We start from the raw sequence: 16,866 nt of genomic DNA, 5'->3' as shown, positions 1-16,866 counted from the left end.
CCTCACGCTTCATCCCGTCTGCCGAAGCTAGGGCACTTCCAGGAAAGTGTGTAACGGTTTTCCGTCCGGAAGTGCGTAGTTTCAAAGGGTTGGAGCGCCGGCTGCGCTTTCCGCCGGCCGGGCGGCCGCCCAAAATATGATGAGGCCTACCGGGCCGAAGATCGCCCATTGAACAAGGCCCCATGGATCCCCGAACCAGACAAAGGTGAAGAACAGGCAGATACCCGAAACCACCAGGAAATGGCCTCCGATTATCCAGGCTACCGGCCAGCGCCAGTCGCTGCGGAATGCCGCCACCAGCGTGGCCACGGCAGCGCCCGCTATCAGCGCCGCCATCTGGTACCACAAGATGTCGAGCACACCGGCCGAGGCAGATGGCAGATTGGCCGAGTAGACGGGGTACATCACCTCGGGCGTCCCGCCCATGATGTGATAAATGGCGGCAACTGCATTGATTGCGGATGCCACGAGAAGTGCGCTACGGCCGGCGCGCCCATCTCGAAGGCGATTGACTCTTGCATCCGTTCTCATCGTGCTGATCCATGTCTACTATACGGTGGCGTATACTACGCCGGTGCGGACACGTCAATACGGTGGCGTATAGAAAAGTTGTGGCAGAGACCACCGGGAACGGACAGTTCTCCCCTCGCCCTGAGGCGACTTGAACCAGAGCGCTGAAATTGCACGACGAGATCAGTAACCGCCGACGATCGGAAGGATCTCGCCGGTGATGTAGCTCGACATTTGCGGAGAGGCGAGAAAGACGTAGGCCGGAGCAATTTCCTCTGGCTGCGCTGCACGCTTCATTGGCGTTTGGGCGCCGAACTTCTCCACATCTTCAGCCTCTTTGTCCGATGGATTGAGAGGCGTCCAGACCGGGCCGGGCGCGACGGCGTTCACGCGGATACCTTTGGGCACGAGATGCCCCGAAAGAGCACGGGTGAAGGCATGAATCCCCCCCTTGGTCATGGAGTAGTCCAGAAGCTCCTTCGAGCCGGTAAGGCCCGTGACGGATCCAGTGTTGATGATTGCCGAGCCGTTCTTCAAATGAGGAATAGCGGCCTTTGCCATGTAGAAGTAGCCATAGAGGTTCGTCTTCAGCGTTTCGTCGAAGTGCTCGTCGGTCAGGTCCTCGATGTCACGCGTGTGGACCTGGAAGGCGGCGTTGTTGACGAGGATGTCGAGGCGGCCAAGCTGCATCACCGTTTTTTCCACTGCCTTTCGGCAGAAGCCCGCATCCTTGACATCGCCTCTGATCACAAGGCACTTGCGTCCCTCCTTTTCAACGGCAGCCTTCGTGTCATCTGCGTCCTGAGGTTCGTCGAGATGCACGATGGCGACGTCCGCCCCTTCACGGGCAAAGAGGACCGCCACCGACCGACCGATGCCGGAGTCACCCCCCGTGATCAGCGCCACCTTGTCCTTCAGCTTGTCTGAGCCCTTGTAAAACGGGGCATCATACATTGGCGCGACGGGAAGATCAGCCTCTGAGCCTGGCTTGTCCTGATGCACCTTTGGAAATGGCGGCTCCGGATAACGGCGAGCGCCCGCCTGCATGGCTCCTGAGGCCTTGGGCTTTTGCTTCTTGTCGGCCTCTTCAACCTGCTTCTGGATGTCGCGCTGCTTCTGCCCGGTTTCGGATTTCATTGGTACCTCCATCGATTGAGGAGGTTAAACGCCGGCGGGGCCAAAAGGTTTGGGCAAGACCGGCTCCCCGCTATCCTAAATCATCGTGATCTAATGAGGGGCCAATGTGCTGTCGTTGATGTGTGCGGTGGCATATACCCGCCGGGCGACGATCGCGAGAAGAAGGAGCGTCACCGTCGCAACAACGCAACATATGGAAAAACCAAGTGAGAAGCCGCTTTTCGCCGTCTCCAGCCAGACGGCTGAAGTTGAACCCGGCATCGACCGAGCTGTCTCGACTGCGCCGGCAAGAGTCGCAGAAACGGCCTCGGCTTGCACGGGATTGAGGCTGCTCAGGTCGGCGCGGTTCATCGCCATACGATAGACCAAGGTCGCCAAGCTGCCGAGCACCGCGATGCCCAATGCCCCTCCAAATTCTGCGCTCGTTTCCGATATGGCCGAAGCCGAGCCTGCCCGTTCGGGCGGTGCAGTTCCCACGATCAGGCCGGTCGTGGTGAGGACGACAGGAACGAAGCCGAAGCCGATGATCATGCTGGAGCCAAGGATCCCGATCAAGCTCTCGGCGTAGGCGGCGACAGCCATGGCGGCAGCTCCCGCCGCATTGATCAAAAGCCCGCCGAGCACGGTCCTGACGGGTCCGAAGCGGTTGGTGAAACGGTAGGCCTGGAAAGACATGACTGCGAAGACGAAGGCCGATGGCGCAGACCAGAGCGCAGCCTCCAATGGCGACAGACCGAGCACAAGCTGCAGGAAGAGGTTCTGAAACAGGAAGACGCCGAAGACGAAGAAGACACCGGCGAGGTTTACCATCAGCGAGGCCGTGAAGGCTGGCACCCGGAAGAGCGCGAGGTCGACCAACGGATCGCTGAGGCGCCGCTGACGCCTCACAAACAGGAGGCCGACCAGAAGCCCCAGTCCGATATAGACGACTTGGGCAAGCTGGACGCCGTCGGCAGCCATGTGCTTGAAGCCGTAGATGATCGGCAGAACGGTCGCGAGCGAAAGCACGACACTCAATAAGTCCAGTCGGCCGGCATCATTGTTCCTGTATTCCGGCAGCAGAAACGGGGCGACGGCCAGAAGCAAGAGCATGACTGGTATGTTGATCAGAAACACCGATCCCCAGTGGAAATACTGCAGCAGAATTCCGCCGATGAGGGGGCCAACGAGGCCGCCCAGCGCAAAGGCCGTGCCCCAGATGCTGATCGCCCTGTTTCGCTCCGCCTCGTTTTTGAAGAGATTGACGATCAGCGACAGAGTGGAGGGCGCGATCGTCGCACCGGCGATGCCAAGCAGGGCCCGTGCCAGAATGAGTTGCCCCGGCGTGTTCGAAAAAGCCGCAAAGGCGGATGCGACGCCGAAAGCAAAAGCGCCCATCAGCAACACGCGCCGGCGACCGATCCGATCACCCAGCGTTCCCATGGTCACGAGAAAGCCCGCGACCATGAAGCCATAGATGTCGTTTATCCAGAGCAGTTGCGATGCGGACGGATCGAGGTCCGCGACGATCGCTGGCACCGCGAGGAAAAGCACCGACAGGTCCATCGAGTAGATCAGGCATGCGATCGACAGGACGCACAGGCCAACCCACTCGCGGCGGCTTGCCTGCTCAGTCGTGTTAATAGTCTCGGCCATGGTCGTCCTCCCGGAAGCCGGCGGAGATTTCCCCGAATCGCATCAGTTGACAAGTGTCAATTCGACCGGCTTCGATGCCAGGGCACGCTTTCATGGATGCAAGCTCAGCTTAAACGAGACCGTCGTCCCTCATCACCGAAGTAATCACACGTGGAAATGATCAAAAAGGCTGCTGACATTGATCGGAAAGCATTCGCGCTGTAGGTTCGGCACGCGAGCCAAAAGTGCGCGAGCTAGGAGGGACTATCATGCCTAAAGGTACTGTTAAATTTTTCAACGACGACAAGGGATTTGGGTTCATCACGCCTGAGGATGGCGGAACGGACGTCTTCGTTCACGTGTCTGCCTTGCAGCACGGCGGTTCGCTGAAAGAAGGTGACAAGGTCAGCTACGACGTCGGTCAAGATCGCAAGACCGGAAAATCGAAGGCGGAAAACGTATCCGTGCTTTGATCGACGGACGCTCTCAATGAGCGTGCGTAAAACGCTTCCGAGAGCAACGCCGAGTTCCTGTCGCTCAATGTGATACGTCCGACGGCAGAATTACGGCAAGACCAGAGCGCCTCAGTGTTTCATTGAAACACTGAGGCGCTCTGTCCATGAAGCGACGCGTGTCACGGAAGCCGCTACACACTTTTCCTGAAAGGGCTCTAAAGCCGGATCACTCCTTTGACCACGACGACCCCGGCGCCGGAGAGTTCCGGCAGGGGAGCAAGCCGGATACGCAGAATGCTCCGGCGGCCCATTTTGGTGCCCTGTTCGATTACCAGTTCGTTGTTCGTGAGGTTTCCCGTGGCGGCAAGATAGGCCGCCAGGGGCCCAGCCGCGGTTCCCGTCGCAGCATCCTCCCAGAGACCGACGGAGGGATTGAAAAACCGAGCGTAAGCCGTATTGGGCCCATCAGCATCGAGCGCATAGATGTAGCAGCCCTCCGCGGGCGTCTTCTCAAGAACGGCGAGCAATTTGTCGGCGACTGGCCGCGCTCTGTCCACGGAATCCACATTCAGGACGCGCACCATCAGGTGCGTGGCTCCGGTATCGGCCGGACGTGCAGGCGGGTCGGGCAAAATGTCTCTGAGAGCGAGGCCGAGGGCGTCAGCCAGAGGCGCGACGTCATCCAGCGGATCCGACAAGCGCAACGGCATCTGGCGCATGCGGCCATGGATGCGACCGCCGACCGACTCGAGCTCAATGGGCAGAACATCTCTACCGATCTCCTGCTGAAAGGTTCGGGCCGCGGTCAGCGAACCGAGATCGCCATTCTCCCCGAGCCAGAGCCACGCCCCAAGGGCATTGTGACCCGCACCGAACACCTCTGCACCGCTCGCAGTGAACGATCGCAACTTCCAGTCCGCCCTTGTGCTCCGCATGAGGAATGTGGTCTCGGCTTGATTGAATTCGCCTGCGATCCGTCGCATCTGGTCATCTGTCAGTTCGTCCGCGCCCTGTATCACGGCCAGCGGATTGCCCGTCAGCGGCACATCCGCAAATACATCGATGAGACCTGCGATCAACTCAACCATTTTTGTTCCGCCTTTAATGAGCTAAATTTTAGTGTAGCGTAGCTTTCATCACGGTAGTCATTTAATTCTAAAGAATAAAAATCGAAATTCTCAGCTTCAAGATGAACTGGATTCAGCATGCACCGTCCGCGCCTGCCTCCCTTGTCCGCTCTTCGCGCCTTTGAAGCCGCCGCGCGCCGCGCCAGCTTCAAAGCCGCAGCTGAAGAGCTTTTGGTGACACCTACGGCAATCAGCCATCAGGTCAAACAGCTCGAAGCTTATATGGGCCTGCGCGTACTGGACCGGACGCCCAGAGCCGTGACGTTGACGCCGCAAGGTAAGGCGCTCTACGAGGCGACGGCCGCCGGTTTTGGCGAAATCGAGCGGGTCGTCACACGACTGCTGGCTGAGACGGCGCCGATAACAGTCACCCTGACGTCGACGATAGCATTTCTGAGTCACTGGCTGGTGCCGCGGATGGATGCGCTACGACAAACCATCCCGAACATCGACTTGCGGTTGCACGCATCGAACACGGTCGAGGACTTGCGCTCCGGGGGCATCGAGACCGCGATACGTTACGGGCGTGGTCCATTCGCTGGCGCAGCCAGCACGCAACTTTGCAGCGACGTGATGACGCCGGTGTGCAGTCCAAGACTCGGTCTATTGCAACTTGACGACCTCAGGCGCGTCGCATTGATCCACATCGACGGGCGAAGTCGCCCGACGCCGAAACCCGATTGGAATCGCTGGTGTGAAAAGGCCGGCATCGCCGACGTCGATACCAGTGCCGGCCCCCGATTTCCCGATAGCATGTTGGCCGTCCAGGCGGCCATTGCCGGCCAAGGCGTGGTCATCGCCAGTCGAGTGCTTGTCGCTGATGCACTTGCTGCTGGTTTGCTGGAAGTCCCATTCTCGCAATCACTCGCCGGCGACGCCTATCATTTTGCCTGCGCCTTGGGGCTGGAACAGCGATCTGACATCGCAGCACTTCGGATGTGGTTTAAGACCTCGCTTTCCGCAGCTCAGCCGGAGCCCCCAGACCGGTGACCGTGAGCCTCGCGGCTTGTCCTTGACCGCTACGTGTATCGAGATGAACAAGCTCAAATCAAGTTCCTTAGAGCGGGATGCATTTAGGCGGAATCGGAAAGGGGATTCCTTTTTCTGCGCAAATCAGATTCACCATTCAGGCCGGTGAAGGAGGCCGGCCTTTATGGCGAGACCTTTTTCGAATGATCTTCGGGAACGCGTTGTCGATGCGGTGACGGGCGAGGGCCTATCGTGCCGGGCAGCGGCCAAGCGCTTCGGCATCGGCATCAGCACCGCGATCGATTGGGTGCGGCGGTTTCGCGAGACGGGCAGCGCCGCACCCGGCCAGATGGGTGGGCACAAGCCCCGCAAGCTTTCCGGTCCGCACCGGGCTTGGCTGCTTTGCCGCTGCCGCGAGCGCGACTTCACGCTGCACGGACTTGTCGCCGAGTTGAGCGAGCGCGGCCTGAAGGTGGATTATCGCGCCGTCTGGACCTTCGTGCACGAAGAGGGGTTGAGTTATAAAAAAAGACGCTGGTCGCCAGCGAACGGGAGCGGCCCGACGTCGCCCGCCACCGGGCACGATGGCTGAAGCACTGCCCCGGAATTGATCCCGCCCGCCTCGTTTTCATCGATGAGACCTGGACGAAGACGAACATGGCGCCGCTGCGGGGCTGGGCGCCTCGCGGCGAACGACTGGTGGGCTACGCCCCCTTCGGCCATTGGAACACCATGACCTTTGTCGCCGCACTCAGGGCCGACCGCGTCAGCGCTCCCTTTATCCTCGATGGCCCGATCAATGGCGAACGCTTCCGCATCTATGTCCAGCAAGTTCTGGTGCCGGAACTCAAAGCCGGCGACATCGTCATCCTGGACAATCTCGGCTCCCATAAGGGTCAGGAGATCCGCGCCGCCATCCGTAAGGCCGGCGCCCGCCTGTTCTTTCTGCCGAAATATTCCCCCGATCTCAATCCGATCGAAAAGCTCTTCGCCAAAATCAAGCACTGGTTGCGTGAGGCACAGGCCAGATCACGCGATGCAATCCATGACGAACTGCGCCACATTCTCCAAGCCGTCACCCCACAGGAATGCGCAGCCTACTTCAAAGAGGCGGGATATGAACGGGCTTAAATACATACCGCTCTAGCGCCCCCTTACGACAACCTGTGCATCGATCGCGCTGCCGTTGCTTTTCGCTGAAAGTGTCACAACGCCGCCGGAATAACTGTCCCCCCTGCCGACTCGCCATTGTCTCGTCAGGCCCGGCAGCACGTAACCGACAAACCCATCACGTCGAGCGATGACTGCGCCGCCCTGCATCAACTGCACATCAGACAGCCTCAACCTCCTGGCGCCATTATTTTCAACTACGAGCATGAGCCAGCCGCGGGAGCGTGCCAGACTCCAATCGACTTCCGCCGCAGGAGCATCCGGAGTGCGGAAAAGGACTGGCAGAACGTGTTGCACAGCCACGCTTTCGGCGCCTGACGTACTCCCCGTTGGATCGGGCAACTCGTCGATCACCACTCGGTAGCTCTCCTCCGAGCGTAGCGGCTCCTTGCTGACACGTACCACACTGACGACGCGGGTGCCGTTCGGCGCCAGCCGCGCTGATGGCGGGCTTGCGACGACATCGCTGGTCGGCCTCAGTTGTTCTACTCCGCCTTTTTTACTCCAACGGAGTACCCGCACCTCGATGCCAACCGGGTGGCTCACCTTGCTTCTAAGATGGAAAACCGCCGCTCGATCCGGTGCAATACGCTCGACCGAGGTCGGCGAAATGATGAGCGAAGCGGCGTTGACCGTCAGCGAGTACAATGAAAACAAAGCAGCTACGCCGATGCTTTTCAGCATGGAGCACATGGCGATCTCCTGTCAGGCACTAAGCATGGCTTCCGTGCATCAACGCCGTGGCACTGGCGGCAATTCAAAGAGAACTCGGACGGCGAACGGAAGTCACGAAGCACCAGTCACTTCAATATGGGTGGGAAGAGTGCGCCACGCCTAGGCTCCAGGGGGACGATAACTAACCGACTTTGCCTTTCCAAGTGCTTCCATCGTATCCTCGACGCTGAGGAGGACAGTGGTTTCGATGGAGCTGAGCGCGCCTCCTGCGCCGATGGCAAGGGCCACAGCCGCCATCGATACGTTATCAGGCGCCTCCCACAGGTTCCAACCATCATGCTTGCCAAAGGCGTACCAGAACCCATGGAGCTTTCCGCCTACGGATTCGATATACGCACGTGCCGCCTCACGGCGATCTTCGGGGTTTTCGATCATTCGCGCCCACGTCTCGGGCGTGTAGCTGAAGCGCGTGAGATACATGGCCATGGTTTGCCTCCTCCGTCACAACAACTCAGTTAACGCTCGGTCCCCAGAGAACGCGAGTCATTTCCAGCGTTCGGAGTCTGGTTGCAAATGGCTTCAACCTTGCCGCCTCGGGTGGCCGCTTGCGTCTCATTGCGCACTGTAGCCATCGGCTCAGGAAATGCCGATCATGGACGGTGCCACATTTGGCCTCTAAGGATATAATGGATTACTCGCTGTCTTAGAACGTGTGGACGAATTGGCTCAAGAATTGGCCTGCGAAACGACGACGGGCTTGCCCTGACTGTTCATTCAGACCTTGCCATATGGCGAGGCATCACCGGAATTGCGCCGTCGAGGAACGAAAGGGCACTGGTTGGGCGTGGATGGCCACACCGGGGTGAACCATGGAACGAGGCGACAAGGAACAGGAGAACCTTTCCCGGCTCGAACGGGCGGCGCAACAGACTGCTGATCCAAAAACCATGCAACAGCAGGCGAAAAGGCCCGAGGAAAAATTTCGCTTCAGCCTTCGCAAGGAAGATGTCTGGCGGACGGTTGGCTTCGCTGCCGCTGCCTTGCTGCTTTTTGGCATCCAAGTCCTGATCAATTGGCGCTCGGATTGGCTTGACGCGCCATTACGCCTCCGCGTGATGAATTACGTCGAGGGCGCCCTTCTCATTTTTGTCATGCTGACTGTCGCGAACGTTATTGAAGTCTTTCTCATTGGCCGAATTCCCAATCGTGTCTCGCGTTTCAACCTGAAACGCATTTTTCGATTGGTCGTCGTGGTCGCGATCGTCTTCGTGGCGATTTCAGTCTTATTTGTAAATTGGTACGCCGCGTTCGTTTCGCTCGGCCTGATTTCACTGATACTCGGCTTTGCGCTGCAAATGCCGATCTCCAGTTTCATCGCGTGGATTTATATCCTGGCCAGGGCGCCATATCGCGTTGGCGACCGAATTCGCATCGGCGACGCCCATGGCGATGTCATTGATGTCAGCTATCTCGATACGACGCTTTGGGAATTCGGCGGCGAGTACCTCTGGACCGATCATCCGAGCGGACGCATCATCAAGTTTCCGAACTCCACCGTGTTTGAGACACCGGTCTTCAACTATTCCTGGCCGCTGTTTCCCTACGTCTGGAACGAAATCAAGTTCCAGCTCGCCTATGAAAGCGATCTGGAGTTTGTGGCGCTGACCATGAGAGAGGTCGTGGAAGAGCAGGTCGGCGACATCATGAGCCAGAAGGTGAAGATCTATAAGCACATCCTATCGAATACGCCGGTGGACGAGCTCGAAGTGAAGGAGCATCCCGTGGTTCATTTTCGCGTCAGCGAAAACACCTGGCTCGAGGCCATCGTGCGTTATCTCGTGCCGCCGAAGGAAGCGGGGCGCACCAAAACACGCTTGATCAAGGAAATGCTGGCGCGAATGAACGCAGAGCCCGGTCGCGTTCTGTTTCCGAAGAGCAATTTGAGGTGAACTTCACCGCGCCAGGTCTGCAACAACCCCCGCGGGCGTCGCGGCAGGGAAGCCCGGATACGTCCAGCACATCCTGGCTCGCGATCTCCGACTCAATCGGAACCCGTGAATGACCACGAACAAACACTGCGGCCGGACTAACTTCCGTTACACGCGATTTTCCCGCGTTTGTATGCGAGATGTCAGTATTTCGCAGGGACGTAAAGCTCCGGAGGCAGGACCTTCCGCTCGTAGTTGGGATTGAATATGCGCTCCGGCAAGGTGGCATCCTCGTGCGGCACATCCTCATAGGGGATTTGCTTCAAGAGATGGTCGATGCAGTTGAGCCTTGCCCGCTTCTTGTCGTTGGCCTCGACGATATGCCAGGGCGCCTCGGGGATGTTGGTTCGGGCGAAGGTTTGTTCCTTGGCCTTGGTATAGGCTTCCCAGCGCACGCGTGATTGCAGGTCCATCGGCGAAAGTTTCCACTGTTTCAGCGGATCGTGGATGCGCATCAGGAAGCGTAACTGCTGCTCCTCGTCGGTGATCGAGAACCAGTATTTAACGAGCCGAATGCCGGAACGGACCAACATGCGCTCGAACTCGGGCACGTCATCGAAGAATTGCTCAACTTCCTCTTCGGTCGCGAAACCCATGACACGTTCGACGCCGCAGCGGTTGTACCAGGAACGGTCGAAGAGGACGATTTCGCCGCCGGCCGGCAGATGCGGTACGTAGCGCTGGAAGTACCATTGGGTCTTCTCGCGATCGGACGGCGCCGGCAGCGCCACCGTTCTCACAGTGCGAGGGTTAAGTCGTTGGGTGATGCGCTTGATGACGCCGCCCTTTCCAGCCGCGTCGCGTCCCTCGAAGATCACAACGACCTTCTCCTTGTGGTAGACGACCCAGTCCTGCAGCTTGATTAGCTCCGCCTGCAACGCCAGGAGCCCGCGGAAATAGTCCATGCGGGGAAGCGGTGGCGGATGCGCTTTGCGGTAAATCTTGCGGATTTCCTCCGATAGCGCCGGTTCTGAAAGCTCGAGCTCGTAATCCTCGTCGATTGTGTCAGCAAGCTCCGCTTCCAGCCAATCGATGCGTTCTACCTCGTCTTTCGAGTTACCCATGTCACGCCTCCGCAGTTCACGCCAACAGTCTTGATCGCAAGAATGGCTTATTCCATGTCAGAGTGAAGGAAATTTTACATTCCGCAGAACGCATGCCACCGGCGTAAGCAGGGTGGAGACTCACCGGCAACACAAGAACGTTGTGATGGCAGGTCCCATTTGGGCATACTAACCCGACGATCTCAATGGAGCGGACGAGCGAGCGGGCATGACACTGTGAATGCCACTAAACTCCTGCTGATCTTGCCGCTCGTGGCGGCTTTCGCATACATCTCGCTTGTCGGCTTGACGTATCTGTCGCAGCGCGCCCTCCTTTACCCCGGCGCAAGCGCAACTTTGGCGCCCGATCGCGCGAGCTGGGGGCAGAACGTGTACATCCAAACGCCCGATGGAGAAACGCTTCATGGCCTCTATAGCCAGAGCGAGCCCGGCCAGCCGTCGGTGTTGTTCTTCCTCGGAAACGCCGACCGGGTCAGCAATTATGGATTCTTCGCCCAGGCTCTTGCCGCACGCGGCATCGGCCTGCTCGCGCTTTCCTATCGCGGCTATCCGGGGTCAACCGGGACGCCGAACGAGCGTGGCTTGTTGATCGATGGCATTGCCGCCTTCGACTGGCTTGCGGCACGTTCCGGAAACGAGATCGTGGTGTTGGGCCAGTCGCTGGGAAGCGGCGTGGCGGTCGATACCGCTGGGCAACGTCCGGCAGTCGCGGTTATCCTCGTGTCTGCCTATTTGTCGGTCCTCTCGCTCGCTCAGACCTACTATCCATTCTTTCCGGTTGCGCTCCTCACCAAGGATCCCTTCCGCTCAGATCTGAAAATCGCGGAGGTGAAGCAACCGAAGCTATTTATCCACGGCCGGCTTGACGCCATCATCCCATTGTCTTCGGGCAAAGCTCTGTATCAAATCGCTCCCGAACCCAAGCAGATGCTCATCTATGACGGCTTGGGCCACAACGATCTGTGGGACGTCCGTATGATTGACGACATCATTCGCTTTGTGCAGGCGCAAAAAGGAAGCACCGCAACTCCACCGCCTCGAAGGGACCGGAACTGACGAGCCGCGAATGCGCTCAACGCGATCATGCGTTATTCCAGCACGATATCTGGCTGGATTGAGCCATACTTGCCTCTCACGTGCTGATCGGCGACTTTCGCAGCGCGGTCAGCCTCCTCCGCCTGCCCGGCGAGCAGTGATGATCCACGCGCGGGAGTCGAAAAACACCCCCTCCGGGGTCATATGCGCCTCCAGTAAATCGCGCAGCCGCCGCAGTGGTTTGTCAGGCGGTTCATTCGTGCCCGCGAGCGCGTCCTTCACGAGGTAGAGACTGGTGAGCGCATCAAACGCCGCGTCGACATCTGATCCATAGAAGACCGGCTCTCGCACGTCGGTGAAAGCGATCGAAGTAAAGCCTGCAGCGCTCAGAAGGTCCGTGGCAACCGGAGGATCGCCAAGTGAAAACGGCGTGGAAGCACCGGCAGAAGCCGGAATTGCCGGCGCCAGGGCTTGCCGGATGCTGCGAGACCACTCATTACGCTCCCGGCTCTGCCACACCATCCACACAAGGCGTGCGCCGGGACGCATCGCCCGGCCGATATTGGCAAATGCCGCCGCCGGATCGGCGAAGAACATCACGCCAAACCGGCTGATGCAGAGGTCGAAACCGCCAGTCGGGAATGCGTGGAATTGCGCGTCGCCCTGCTCGAACACCACGTTCCCTAAACGCTCGGCGGCACTCCGTCGCCTCGCCTCCTCCAGCATCTCCGCGGAAATATCCAGGCCGACCGCTTCTCCTTGCGTCGCGGCGCGGGCGGCCTCGCGCGTTGTTTGCCCCGCACCGCAGCCGATATCGAGCACCCGATCATCCGCGCCAAAGTCGGCTGCAACCCGTAGGTGGCGATTGTGTCGCGCCAATTCTGCGTCGTAAAAGTCGGCTCGATCCAACGCCATAACACTCGCTCTCTTTGTTCGGGCTGGTACGGGAGTTTGATTTTCCCTCCCTGCACCCCCTTACTCTCGTCTTCCCGTGTAAACCGACGTAGTCATGTTCCTGGTGACGACGCCTGCGAACTCGGTTTCGGCCACTTTCTCCAGTCCGCCGAGTAATCTTTCCCGCTCGTCCTGCGGCAGTGCCGTGACATTCGAGTAGGTCGCGTAGAGGCGTCGAACAGCGGGCGGGTCCAGTGTCAGAGTCCAGTCTATGAGCTCTGGCGCGTCGGTCGTGAAACCAGCCTCCGCCAAGTCACCCAGTCGCGCACCGACATCGAGGCCGTATGGCGTCTTAGTCGTTCCGCCACCGGATGGGCTCGTACGATGGCCTGAGAACAGGTGTGCCGTTGCCCGATGAAATGGGTCGGGTCTGACACCATCCCCGAACACGTTCCAAATGAGAGCGACGGCACCGCCGGCTCGCAGCAGTCGATGAACGCGCTGTAGTGCAGGAACGGCGTCAATCCAGTGAAATGCCGTCGCACTGACGACGAGATCGAAACTCTCTTCCGGAACTTTCAATTCTTCGAAGGGAGTTTCCACCACTTCGAGTTCATCCTTGTCCAGTCGATCGCGAAGAAACCTGCCTAGCCGCCTGTCGGGCTCTACAGCCAGAAGCCGGTGGGGCCGATCCTCAAGAAGGCGTTCGGTCGCCAGCCCAGTTCCTGCTCCAATCTCAAGGATAGAAATACCGCGCCGGAGTCCTGCGCGCTTTCTCAGCGCATCCCAGACGAACTCCGGATAGGCCGGCCGGGCCGTGTGGTAGTTCTGCGGGTCGAGCCCGAATGCTTCTTTGCCGAAGGAACGGGCAAGAACGTCACCGGCCATAGCCATCACCATGTTGCTGACAGCCGAAGCTAACTGCGAAGTTGAAGTCGATCAACATCGCCCGACGGCGGGAACCTAACGCTATGCCCTCAACTGCGGTTCAACAAGGCAAGATTGGCCTCGATCGTCTGGTCCCCCGGTAGTGCCGCACTAGCTTCGAGCAGCAATTTGCGGGCCTTTGCTTTCTCGCCTCGGAGATATTGCGAGTATCCCATGTTGTTGACGATGCGTGGCTGGCGCCCGGCCACCTTGAGCAATTGATTATAGGCGCGGTCCGCCAGATCGAACCGGCCGAGGCGGTCATAGCAGGCCGCCAATCCCATCAGCGCCTCGGCGTTGTCTTGCCGCAGCTCTACCGCCTTTCGAAAGTGCTTCTCGGCGAGGCCATAATTGCCGTTCATGAATTGAAGCTTGCCCTGATCGAGATCGGACTTGCTCACGTCTCCGGATGACGCGAGAGCGGATGTTGGGTCGAATTCGGCACCCGACAACACCTCCGACGTCTGACAGCTCGAAAGAACCACAGCCGCGACGATCGCCATGGCCAGTTCCGTGGTCCGGCGTCCTCCTCCCGAACGGCCCAGCACACTGCGGCCGGACGCGCCTGTTGTCATCTCCATTCGCTGATCGCCGCCCTCTTGCTACTGTGTCGTGGTGTCGTTCGGATAAGGTTCACCATTTCCCCCATTCGTTCCGCTTTGCTCCGCGTTCTGCGGCTGCGGCTTATATTGTTCCAGGTCGGCCGGCGTGGCCAAGCTGGTCTGCTTGACCCTTGGCGGCCACGGATCGACCATCTGCATCACACTATTGGCCGCGATTGCATCGCCTGCGGACAGGGCTACCGTTTCGCTGCGGACGAGCTCATGACTCTGGCAGCCGGAAAGCAGGAGCGACGACGCAAAGAGAAGACCGGGAAAGCCTTTGGGCCTGCTGCTGCTCCGGATCATTGGAGCTCCAGAAAATGGCCGGAACTCGGTGCGCGGACGACACGCGCCTGCCTCGACGCTGACCGGCCCCTGTCGTTGACCTCCACTTCATCGATATTGCCAAGAAAGAATTCAGCTTCGGTCGGGCGTTTCGTTCGATCCGATGGGCTGGCGACCTTCTTGAGCGGATCGATCGGTTTGACGAGATGAGGCGTGACGATGATCACCAGATCGGTCTCGCGGCGCTGATAAGCCTTGGACGAAAACAACGCCCCGAGAATGGGAAGTTGCCCGAGGCCCGGCACGCGCTGGGTGATGAGATTGTTCTCGCTCTGCAGGAGGCCGGCGATCATGAAGCTCTGGCCGCTCTTGAGATCGACCGATGTCCGGGCGCGGCGGACGGAGAAACCCGGGATCGCGATATTTCCCACCCGGTAAGAGGCGGTGTTGTCGATCGCCGATACTTCCGGCTCGATATCGAGGGCAATAAGGCCGTCGCTGAGTACGGTCGGCGTGAAATCCAGACCGACGCCGAACTTTTTATAGCTGACGGTAATGGTTCCGTCCTGCTCCGAGATGGGGATGGGGAATTCGCCGCCGGCCAGAAAGCTCGAAGTCTCACCGGAACGCGCTATTAGGTTCGGTTCGGCCAAGCGCCGGGCCATGCCCCGGTCTTCGAGCGCATCGATCGCCACATCCACCGAGTAGCCCTCGCCGATGAGGCTGCCGATAAGCGAGCCGGCCGGCGTATTGGATGTCGCGCGCGGGGCGGAGTTGAACTCGACACTCCCGTTCGACCAGGCATAAGCGGCACTGATCTGGGTTCCAAGCTCTTTGCCGACGTCGCGGTTGATCTCCACGAATCTGACATTTAGCTGTACCTGTTGGGACGACGTGATCTTAATGGAATTGATGATCTCCTCGTCGCCGGCAAAGCGCGATGCGATCTGCTCCGCCTGGGTGGCTGCGACCGCGTCCGTGGCAGAGCCGGAAAGAACGATCCTTCCGTTCGCCGAGGTTACCTTTACGCTCGAGCCCGGTACCGACTGCCGGATCGTCGAGGACAGCAATTTCGTATCGAGCGTCACCTCTATGTCGATGATGCCGACCGGATTCTTTTCCGCATCGAAGATGGTGAGGCTCGTCGAGCCCAGTTCATTGCCGAGAACATAGAAGGAACGGTCGGTCAGAGGGGTTACAGTCGCAATTTCCGGATCCCCGATGACGATCTCATCGAATCGCTGCACGGCTCTGATCGTTACCGTCTTGCCCTTCGCAACCTTGATCGACCGCGAAAAATTCGACGAGATTTCGACGGAATCGCCGTTTGCCAACGCCGCGGGACTGACGCCAATGCCCGTACACAGAGCCACAACGAAGCAGAAGAACGCAAAAAGGGAGCCTCTCGACCTTGTCATTGTTCCTGTGTTCCTCCACGACACTCGGCACAATGTCGCACTCTCGTGACGCTACGTGTTGGCCGTAACCGCGGGGAGTGTTTCGAGAACCTGCCGCGAGGTCAACCAAGAATCCCCCCAAGCCACAATAAACACCCAGGAATTTTAAATAAAACCGTCAGTTTTTAGTGGCCTGCGCAGCCTGATATTCTCAAGTACTGTGTTGGGATCAGAAAGCCCGATCCTCCGCCTTCCTATGCGAGCCGGCCGCTCCGCCGCTCACGGTTCGAGAGGTTTGCTACAAGGTCGCCGAAGCGGTCGCCTTGGACCGCCACATGGCTGCGCAAACCCTCCCGCGCGCCATCCGTATTGCCGGAAAGAATGGCCTCGACGATCTCTCCATGTTCCCGGAACGAGACCTTCATGCGGTTGCGAACTCTAAGCTGCAGACGACGATAGGGGCGAAGGCGGCGATGCAAGGCCGTGCATTGCTCCTCGAGAAAGCCGCTATGGCTCGCCGTGTATATCGCGCGATGGAATATCTCGTTTTCGTAATAGTAGCGATCGGTCTCCTCGCTGAGGACCGCCTCCCGGCATTTCTCGTGGGCGGCCAACAGAGCCGCGCTGTCGTCCTCCGTATGCCGGCGGGCGGCAAGAGCGCCCGCCATGCCTTCCAGTTCAGCCATCACCTCGAACATTTCGTAGACGCGCTGCGGGGCCGGATCCACGACGACAGCGCCGCGCCGGGGTCTGATCTCGACAAGCCCGATAGCGCTCAGCTGCATCAAGGCTTCGCGGATCGGAGTGCGCGATACCCCGAAGCGCATGGCGAGTTGCGTCTCGTCCAGGCGTTCGCCGGGCTCGAACTCGCCCGTCACGATGCCGTTCTCGATATCGTCCCGGAGCTTGTAGAAAATGTTTTCGCTCATTGCTTATCCGACCAGTCCCGGTATGCAGCCCCCAGTTCTCTTGTATACAAAAATCTTGACACGGTACGCAAGATGGCTCCACTCTTAA

18 protein-coding genes are annotated in these 16,866 nt (G+C 59.2%); 5 read left to right on the top strand and 13 right to left on the bottom strand.

Annotated features, from left to right (window positions below; genetic code table 11):
- Positions 1-81: 81 nt before the first annotated feature.
- From M1D34_RS26155 to M1D34_RS26145, 3 genes are all read right to left on the bottom strand, one after another.
- The gene (locus tag M1D34_RS26155) at positions 82-531 is read right to left on the bottom strand and encodes a hypothetical protein (RefSeq protein WP_498785433.1); all 450 of its coding nucleotides are present in this window, start codon (positions 529-531) and stop codon (positions 82-84) included.
- A 162-nt stretch (positions 532-693) separates the two neighbouring features.
- Complete coding sequence (locus tag M1D34_RS26150; protein ID WP_498785431.1) at positions 694-1,647, bottom strand: SDR family oxidoreductase; 954 nt, start codon at positions 1,645-1,647, stop codon at positions 694-696.
- A 90-nt stretch (positions 1,648-1,737) separates the two neighbouring features.
- Positions 1,738-3,282: an MFS transporter gene (locus M1D34_RS26145; protein ID WP_498785429.1), complete on the bottom strand. Its 1,545-nt coding sequence runs from the start codon at positions 3,280-3,282 to the stop codon at positions 1,738-1,740.
- A 248-nt stretch (positions 3,283-3,530) separates the two neighbouring features.
- Between M1D34_RS26145 and M1D34_RS26140 the strand changes: the two genes are divergently transcribed.
- Entirely contained in the window at positions 3,531-3,734 is a 204-nt protein-coding gene (locus M1D34_RS26140; protein ID WP_010967097.1) for a cold-shock protein, read from the top strand.
- Between the two features lie 197 nt (positions 3,735-3,931).
- On the opposite strand, the gene M1D34_RS26135 is transcribed toward M1D34_RS26140, so the two are convergent.
- The gene (locus M1D34_RS26135) at positions 3,932-4,804 is read right to left on the bottom strand and encodes a PhzF family phenazine biosynthesis protein (RefSeq protein ID WP_498785426.1); all 873 of its coding nucleotides are present in this window, start codon (positions 4,802-4,804) and stop codon (positions 3,932-3,934) included.
- 117 nt (positions 4,805-4,921) lie between these two features.
- Between M1D34_RS26135 and M1D34_RS26130 the strand changes: the two genes are divergently transcribed.
- Together M1D34_RS26130 and M1D34_RS26125 are read left to right on the top strand one after the other, a co-directional pair.
- Positions 4,922-5,833 (top strand): LysR substrate-binding domain-containing protein, encoded by a 912-nt coding sequence (locus tag M1D34_RS26130; protein ID WP_498785424.1) that lies wholly within the window; start codon positions 4,922-4,924, stop codon positions 5,831-5,833.
- Between the two features lie 163 nt (positions 5,834-5,996).
- Positions 5,997-6,943, top strand: a protein-coding gene (locus tag M1D34_RS26125; protein WP_011970797.1) for an IS630-like element ISRm2011-2 family transposase whose coding sequence is annotated in 2 segments (ribosomal slippage) — positions 5,997-6,336 and positions 6,336-6,943 — 948 coding nt in all. Because the reading frame shifts where the segments join, the coding sequence is not laid out codon by codon here.
- 12 nt (positions 6,944-6,955) lie between these two features.
- On the opposite strand, the gene M1D34_RS26120 is transcribed toward M1D34_RS26125, so the two are convergent.
- Complete coding sequence (locus tag M1D34_RS26120; RefSeq protein ID WP_498785422.1) at positions 6,956-7,675, bottom strand: fimbrial biogenesis chaperone; 720 nt, start codon at positions 7,673-7,675, stop codon at positions 6,956-6,958.
- Positions 7,676-7,816: 141 nt separating this feature from the next.
- A complete protein-coding gene (locus tag M1D34_RS26115) occupies positions 7,817-8,143 on the bottom strand; it encodes a GYD domain-containing protein (RefSeq protein WP_498785420.1) in 327 nt (108 codons plus the stop codon).
- Positions 8,144-8,526: 383 nt separating this feature from the next.
- Here M1D34_RS26115 and M1D34_RS26110 point away from each other — a divergent pair, with 383 nt between their 5' ends.
- Entirely contained in the window at positions 8,527-9,606 is a 1,080-nt protein-coding gene (locus M1D34_RS26110; RefSeq protein WP_498785418.1) for a mechanosensitive ion channel family protein, read from the top strand.
- Between the two features lie 182 nt (positions 9,607-9,788).
- On the opposite strand, the gene ppk2 is transcribed toward M1D34_RS26110, so the two are convergent.
- Positions 9,789-10,709: a polyphosphate kinase 2 gene (ppk2, locus tag M1D34_RS26105; protein ID WP_498785416.1), complete on the bottom strand. Its 921-nt coding sequence runs from the start codon at positions 10,707-10,709 to the stop codon at positions 9,789-9,791.
- A gap of 216 nt (positions 10,710-10,925) precedes the next feature.
- On the opposite strand from ppk2, the gene M1D34_RS26100 reads away from it, so the two are divergent.
- Positions 10,926-11,765 (top strand): alpha/beta hydrolase, encoded by an 840-nt coding sequence (locus M1D34_RS26100; protein WP_498786227.1) that lies wholly within the window; start codon positions 10,926-10,928, stop codon positions 11,763-11,765.
- Between the two features lie 108 nt (positions 11,766-11,873).
- Here M1D34_RS26100 and M1D34_RS26095 read toward each other — a convergent pair whose 3' ends face one another.
- From M1D34_RS26095 to M1D34_RS26070, 6 genes are all read right to left on the bottom strand, one after another.
- Entirely contained in the window at positions 11,874-12,659 is a 786-nt protein-coding gene (locus M1D34_RS26095) for a class I SAM-dependent methyltransferase (RefSeq protein ID WP_498785414.1), read from the bottom strand.
- Between the two features lie 60 nt (positions 12,660-12,719).
- Complete coding sequence (locus M1D34_RS26090; RefSeq protein ID WP_498785412.1) at positions 12,720-13,532, bottom strand: class I SAM-dependent methyltransferase; 813 nt, start codon at positions 13,530-13,532, stop codon at positions 12,720-12,722.
- An 83-nt stretch (positions 13,533-13,615) separates the two neighbouring features.
- A complete protein-coding gene (locus M1D34_RS26085) occupies positions 13,616-14,146 on the bottom strand; it encodes a tetratricopeptide repeat protein (RefSeq protein WP_498785411.1) in 531 nt (176 codons plus the stop codon).
- 21 nt (positions 14,147-14,167) lie between these two features.
- Positions 14,168-14,473 carry a hypothetical protein gene (locus M1D34_RS26080; protein WP_498785409.1) on the bottom strand — a complete coding sequence of 102 codons (306 nt, stop codon included), beginning with the start codon at positions 14,471-14,473 and terminating at the stop codon, positions 14,168-14,170.
- Positions 14,470-15,870 (bottom strand): type II and III secretion system protein family protein, encoded by a 1,401-nt coding sequence (locus M1D34_RS26075; RefSeq protein ID WP_498785407.1) that lies wholly within the window; start codon positions 15,868-15,870, stop codon positions 14,470-14,472. The genes M1D34_RS26080 and M1D34_RS26075 overlap by 4 nt, the downstream gene beginning before the upstream one ends.
- Positions 15,871-16,103: 233 nt before the next feature.
- Positions 16,104-16,778 (bottom strand): GntR family transcriptional regulator, encoded by a 675-nt coding sequence (locus M1D34_RS26070; protein WP_498785406.1) that lies wholly within the window; start codon positions 16,776-16,778, stop codon positions 16,104-16,106.
- Between the last annotated feature and the right edge of the window lie 88 nt (positions 16,779-16,866).

This window comes from Ensifer sp. D2-11 (genome assembly GCF_054161295.1).
Note: the sequence above shows the minus strand (reverse complement) of the source record. Positions and strands in the feature narration are given on the sequence as shown.

Excerpts from the sequence above, each read along its gene's own strand:
- M1D34_RS26095 (WP_498785414.1), bottom strand. The coding sequence starts at position 12,659 with ATGGCGTTGGATCGAGCCGACTTTTACGACGCAGAATTGGCGCGACAC.
- M1D34_RS26070 (WP_498785406.1), bottom strand. The coding sequence starts at position 16,778 with ATGAGCGAAAACATTTTCTACAAGCTCCGGGACGATATCGAGAACGGC.
- M1D34_RS26075 (WP_498785407.1), bottom strand. The coding sequence starts at position 15,870 with ATGACAAGGTCGAGAGGCTCCCTTTTTGCGTTCTTCTGCTTCGTTGTG.
- M1D34_RS26135 (WP_498785426.1), bottom strand. The coding sequence starts at position 4,804 with ATGGTTGAGTTGATCGCAGGTCTCATCGATGTATTTGCGGATGTGCCG.
- M1D34_RS26115 (WP_498785420.1), bottom strand. The coding sequence starts at position 8,143 with ATGGCCATGTATCTCACGCGCTTCAGCTACACGCCCGAGACGTGGGCG.
- M1D34_RS26080 (WP_498785409.1), bottom strand. The coding sequence starts at position 14,473 with ATGATCCGGAGCAGCAGCAGGCCCAAAGGCTTTCCCGGTCTTCTCTTT.
- M1D34_RS26155 (WP_498785433.1), bottom strand. The coding sequence starts at position 531 with ATGAGAACGGATGCAAGAGTCAATCGCCTTCGAGATGGGCGCGCCGGC.
- ppk2 (WP_498785416.1), bottom strand. The coding sequence starts at position 10,709 with ATGGGTAACTCGAAAGACGAGGTAGAACGCATCGATTGGCTGGAAGCG.
- M1D34_RS26085 (WP_498785411.1), bottom strand. The coding sequence starts at position 14,146 with ATGGAGATGACAACAGGCGCGTCCGGCCGCAGTGTGCTGGGCCGTTCG.
- M1D34_RS26130 (WP_498785424.1), top strand. The coding sequence starts at position 4,922 with ATGCACCGTCCGCGCCTGCCTCCCTTGTCCGCTCTTCGCGCCTTTGAA.
- M1D34_RS26140 (WP_010967097.1), top strand. The coding sequence starts at position 3,531 with ATGCCTAAAGGTACTGTTAAATTTTTCAACGACGACAAGGGATTTGGG.
- M1D34_RS26110 (WP_498785418.1), top strand. The coding sequence starts at position 8,527 with ATGGAACGAGGCGACAAGGAACAGGAGAACCTTTCCCGGCTCGAACGG.
- M1D34_RS26090 (WP_498785412.1), bottom strand. The coding sequence starts at position 13,532 with ATGGCTATGGCCGGTGACGTTCTTGCCCGTTCCTTCGGCAAAGAAGCA.
- M1D34_RS26150 (WP_498785431.1), bottom strand. The coding sequence starts at position 1,647 with ATGAAATCCGAAACCGGGCAGAAGCAGCGCGACATCCAGAAGCAGGTT.
- M1D34_RS26145 (WP_498785429.1), bottom strand. The coding sequence starts at position 3,282 with ATGGCCGAGACTATTAACACGACTGAGCAGGCAAGCCGCCGCGAGTGG.
- M1D34_RS26120 (WP_498785422.1), bottom strand. The coding sequence starts at position 7,675 with ATGTGCTCCATGCTGAAAAGCATCGGCGTAGCTGCTTTGTTTTCATTG.